Source organism: Gemmobacter sp. (genome assembly GCF_016792925.1).
In the GTDB taxonomy this organism is placed as follows: Bacteria; Pseudomonadota; Alphaproteobacteria; order Rhodobacterales; family Rhodobacteraceae; genus Gemmobacter.
The window spans coordinates 1-4267 of record NZ_JAEULU010000229.1 but is presented as its reverse complement, the minus strand read 5'-3'; the positions used below and the strand labels follow the sequence as shown (position 1 = coordinate 4267).

At 64.9% G+C, this 4267-nt stretch carries 5 protein-coding genes; 1 reads left to right on the top strand and 4 read right to left on the bottom strand.

The features are described from left to right. The 4 genes from JNN06_RS10920 to JNN06_RS10905 all read right to left on the bottom strand — a co-directional run. On the bottom strand, positions 1-305 hold a 305-nt coding region (locus JNN06_RS10920; protein ID WP_291239622.1), incomplete at its 3' end, for a GIY-YIG nuclease family protein. A 310-nt stretch (positions 306-615) separates the two neighbouring features. Next, on the bottom strand, positions 616-1392 hold the full coding sequence (locus JNN06_RS10915; protein ID WP_291239621.1) for an SDR family oxidoreductase: 777 nt from the start codon (positions 1390-1392) through the stop codon (positions 616-618). Beyond that, entirely contained in the window at positions 1392-2318 is a 927-nt protein-coding gene (locus JNN06_RS10910; RefSeq protein WP_291239620.1) for a calcium/sodium antiporter, read from the bottom strand. The genes JNN06_RS10915 and JNN06_RS10910 overlap by 1 nt, the downstream gene beginning before the upstream one ends. 175 nt (positions 2319-2493) lie before the next feature. After that, on the bottom strand, positions 2494-3294 hold the full coding sequence (locus tag JNN06_RS10905; protein ID WP_291239619.1) for a S49 family peptidase: 801 nt from the start codon (positions 3292-3294) through the stop codon (positions 2494-2496). 78 nt (positions 3295-3372) lie between these two features. On the opposite strand from JNN06_RS10905, the gene JNN06_RS10900 reads away from it, so the two are divergent. Continuing rightward, positions 3373-4257: a LysR family transcriptional regulator gene (locus JNN06_RS10900; protein ID WP_291239618.1), complete on the top strand. Its 885-nt coding sequence runs from the start codon at positions 3373-3375 to the stop codon at positions 4255-4257. Positions 4258-4267 lie beyond the last annotated feature (10 nt).

Below are 4267 nucleotides of genomic sequence, written 5' to 3'. Positions count from 1 at the left end.
GAGCGCGGCTTCAACTGCGTGATCAGGTACTGCTCCAGCAGCAGCGCCTCGACCTCGGTTTTCGGGGACAGAAACATCATGCTGCTGGTTTCGGAAATCATCCGCGCGATGCGCCCCGAATGGCCCGAGGGCCGGGCATAGTTCGACACCCGCGCCTTCAGATTGCGCGCCTTGCCGACATACAGCACCTCATTCGCCGCATTCAGCATCCGGTAGACGCCGGGCGAGCCGTCCAGCGTTTTCAGATAGTCCTGAATGAGGGCATGGCCGGTTTTTCCGGGCAGTGCGGGGGTCTCATCCTGCATCGGAAAACCTCACTTTCGGGCATGGCGATTCCCCTCTCTGGCTGCAACAGCCATGGGGCGGGGGCAAGGGTAAACCTATCCCCTGTTTCTGTGGATAAGTTTGCGGAGAAAATCGCGAAGCGGGCATTTTTCCCTTGTTTTTGGCCGGTTTCGTCGCTTTGCCTGTTTTTTGGGCAAACCTGTAATCATTTGATTTTGAAGGGAAAAGATTTATTCACTTGGCAAACATATGAAAATCCAAGGTTTTCTTGACGGTTTCGTGACGGCAAAAACCAAAGTGGACAACTCGCCGCAGGGATCTGCCGTGAGGTCACTCAACCCCCAGCACGTCCGGGGTTTTCCAGCCCAGATGCTGCCCGCCATCGACGCACAGCAATTGCCCCGTCACGCCGGGCGCATCAAGAAAATAGCCAAGCGCCGCCGTGATGTCGGACGGGTTGGCGCCACGCCCCAGAACGGTGTTGGCGCGCTGGTTGGCGAAGTGCTGCGCCGATTGGCGGGCGCCTTGCAGGGTCGGGCCGGGACCGATGGCATTGACGCGGATCGCCGGCGCCAGCCCCTGCGCGGCGGTCTGTGTCAGGGCCCAAAGGCCCATCTTGGCAAGGGTATAGGTGGAAAATTCGGGGGTCAGCTTGCGCACCCGCTGATCCAGCATATTGACGATGAGACCGCGCGCCAGCGGCTCGCCCGCCGCATCCACGCCCACCTCGGGGGCCTGCGCGGCAAAGGCCTGGGTCAGCACGAAGGGCGCGCGCAGGTTGCTTTCAAAATGCCGGTCCCAGCTGCGGCGCGTGGCGCTGTGCAGATTGTCATATTCAAACACCGAGGCATTGTTCACCAGCACGGTGAAGGGCGCGCCAAGCGCCTCGATGGCGCGGGGCAGCAGCGCCTGCACCTGCGCCTCGTCCAGCAGATCGGCTTGCAGCGCCACGGCGCGGCGGCCCATGGCCTGCACCTGCGCCACGGTCTCGGCGGCGCCCTCGGCCGATCCGGCATAATGCACCGCCACATCATAGCCGCGCCCCGCCAGATACAGCGCCATGGCCTGACCCAGCCGCTTGCCCGCCCCGGTCACCAAGGCCCGCATCAGGACACCAGCGCCACGGCATAGGCGATATAGCCGCCCACCAACCCGATGCCCGCCAGCTTGCCAATATCCTGCCGCAGGAACACGAAGGGGATCAGGAGCAGCGACACGCCCAGCATCACCCAATTGTCAAAACCAAGGATCTGAGCGGGCACCTCCATCGGTGCGATCACCCCGGTGATGCCCAGAATGGCAAGGATATTGAAGGTGTTGGAGCCGATCACATTGCCCATCGCCACATCGGCCTGCCCACGGAAGGCGGCGACAACGCTGGTCACCAGCTCGGGCAGCGAGGTGCCGATGGCGACCAGCGTGAGGCCGATCACGGTCTCGGACACCCCAAGCGCGCGGGCGATGCTGGTGGCGCCCTCCACCAGGAACGAGGCGCCGAAGCCAAGGCCGATCAGGCCGCCAATGATGAAAACGGCGATCTTCCACACCGGCATATGGTCATCGGCGGGCAGATCGTCCTGCGTCTCGCGATGCGCGCGGGCCAGCCGGATATTGTCCCAGATCGAGAGGCCAAGCCCGGCCAGCAAGATCAGCCCATGCCACCAGGTCAGCGGGCCGAACTGCGACAGGATCACGAACAGCACAGCGGTGGCCAGCATCACCAGATAGCTGCGGCGCGTGTCGATCTGGCTGGAATGGATGGTGGCAATCAACGCCGGAAGGCCCAAAATCACCAGGATATTCACGATGTTGGAGCCGACCACATTGCCGATGGCAATGCCGGCCTGCCCGTTCAGCGCCGCCTGAACCGACACGATCAGCTCGGGCGCCGAGGTGCCGAAGGCCACCACGGTCAGGCCCACGATCAGCGCCGGGATGCCAAGGCGCAGTGCCAGCGCGACGGCGCCCTTAACTAGCGCATCGCCGCCAAACACCAGCAACACCAGCCCGGCGGCCACATAAACCAGATCCATACCCACGATTTACCCCTTTTTCTGGCAGGCGCAGGGGCCTTTGCCAATTCTGTGCCGACCGCATTTAGGGCAGGTGGCTGCCTTTGCAAGGCGGCGGCGATAGCCGAATTTCTCAAAGACGATGGCGCCGATGACGATGGCAAGCAGGATGAAGGTAACCAGCTTCACCATCGGCTTACAACCCGAACCGGGCAAAGGCCGCCCGGTCCTCCACCTCGGCCAGCGCGCTTGCCATGGCTCGTCCGGTCAGCCGCGCCAGCAGGCCGCGCTTCTGGCCCATGGGCAGCAGCCGCACCTTCTCGCCATACATCGCCTTCAGCTGCGGCACCGCATGGGCCACACCATCGGCCAGCCCCAGATCGACCGCCGCCTGCCCGACCCAGACATCGGCATTGAACAGGTCTGCCCCCGCCGCCAGCCGCGCCCCGCGCCGGGCCTGCACATGGGCGATGAAGGCCTTGTGGATCGGCTCTTGCAGCGCGCGCAGCCGGGCCTCGTCTTCCGGCTTGGCCGGCAGGAACGGATCGGCCAGCGATTTCGACGCCCCGGCCGTCACCACCCGCCGCTCGATCCCTTGCCGCGCCATCAGCTCGTGAAAGCCGAAGCCTGCGAAAATCACCCCGATCGAGCCGACGATCGAGCTGTCATCCACCCAGATGTCATCGCCCGCGCAAGCCAGCCAATAGCCGCCCGAGGCCGCCACATCCTCGACAAAGGCGTGAACCCTCACGCCTTTTTCCGCCGCCAGCCGCCGGATACGCGCCGCGATCAGGCTGCTTTGCACTGGCGAGCCGCCGGGCGAGTTGATCAGCAGGGCCACGGCTGCGGGCTTCATGGCGAAGGCCTTCTCCACCAGCGGTGCCAATCCGGCATCGTTGAGGCCCGCGCCAAAGCGCCCGCCGGTGCCAATGGCGCCTTGCAGGCGGATCACCGGCACGACCGGCGGCTTTTTCGTGAAAGGAATGCGGAGTTTCATACTCAGGATGTAAGGGCGCAAACCCGCAGCGGCAAGCCCGGCGTTGCGGCGCGGCGCGGGCTCTGGCAAGACGGGGGGATGATCGAAAAGCTGGAAATGTTCATTGCCCTCGCCAATGAAAGCCATTTTGGCCGCGCGGCCGAGGTGTGCGGCGTCACCCAGCCCACGCTCTCCTCTGCGATCAAGCAGTTGGAGGACCAGCTCGGGGTGCAACTGGTCTGGCGCGGTTCGCGGTTTCAGGGCCTGACGCCCGAGGGGCAGCGCGTGCTGGATCGCGCGCGGCGGATCGTGGGCGATACCCGCGCCCTGAAAGACGAGATGCGCAACCTCCGGCACGGGCTGGCGGGCAATCTGCGGATCGGGGTCATTCCCACCGCGCTGCCGATGGTGGCCGATCTCACAACCCCCTTCACACGCCGCCATCCCAATGTGCGGGTCACCATCCTGTCGCGCACCAGCGCCGAGATCTTGGCCGGGATCGAGCGGCTCGATCTGGATGCGGGCATCACCTATCTGGACAATGAGCCGCTGGGGCGGGTGACCCAAGTGCCGCTCTATTCAGAATTTTACCGGCTGCTCTGCACGCCCGCCTCGCCCTTCGCCGCGCGCGAGCGGGTCACCTGGGCCGAGCTGGCGGGCGCGCCGCTCTGCCTGCTGACCGGCGACATGCAGAACCGCCGCATCGTCAACCAGCGGCTGTCAGAGGCCGGGGTAACGGCGGCGCCCATGGTCGAATCAAACTCCACCATCGCGCTTCTGACCCATGTGATGAGCGGGGAATGGGTGTCGATCCTGCCGAAAAAGCTGGCCGATCTGTTTGCGCAGGCGGGGCGTCTGGTGGCCGTGCCGGTGGTCGCCCCCGAGGCCGAGCATCTGGTTGGCCTGATTGCGACGCATCGTGATCCGCCGACGCCGCTGATTGCCGCCTTGCGGGAGGCCGCGCGCCGGGTGGCCGAGGTTTGATAGGAAATTC

Excerpts from the sequence above, each read along its gene's own strand:
- JNN06_RS10915 (WP_291239621.1), bottom strand. The coding sequence starts at position 1,392 with ATGCGGGCCTTGGTGACCGGGGCGGGCAAGCGGCTGGGTCAGGCCATG.
- JNN06_RS10910 (WP_291239620.1), bottom strand. The coding sequence starts at position 2,318 with ATGGATCTGGTTTATGTGGCCGCCGGGCTGGTGTTGCTGGTGTTTGGC.
- JNN06_RS10905 (WP_291239619.1), bottom strand. The coding sequence starts at position 3,294 with ATGAAACTCCGCATTCCTTTCACGAAAAAGCCGCCGGTCGTGCCGGTG.
- JNN06_RS10900 (WP_291239618.1), top strand. The coding sequence starts at position 3,373 with ATGATCGAAAAGCTGGAAATGTTCATTGCCCTCGCCAATGAAAGCCAT.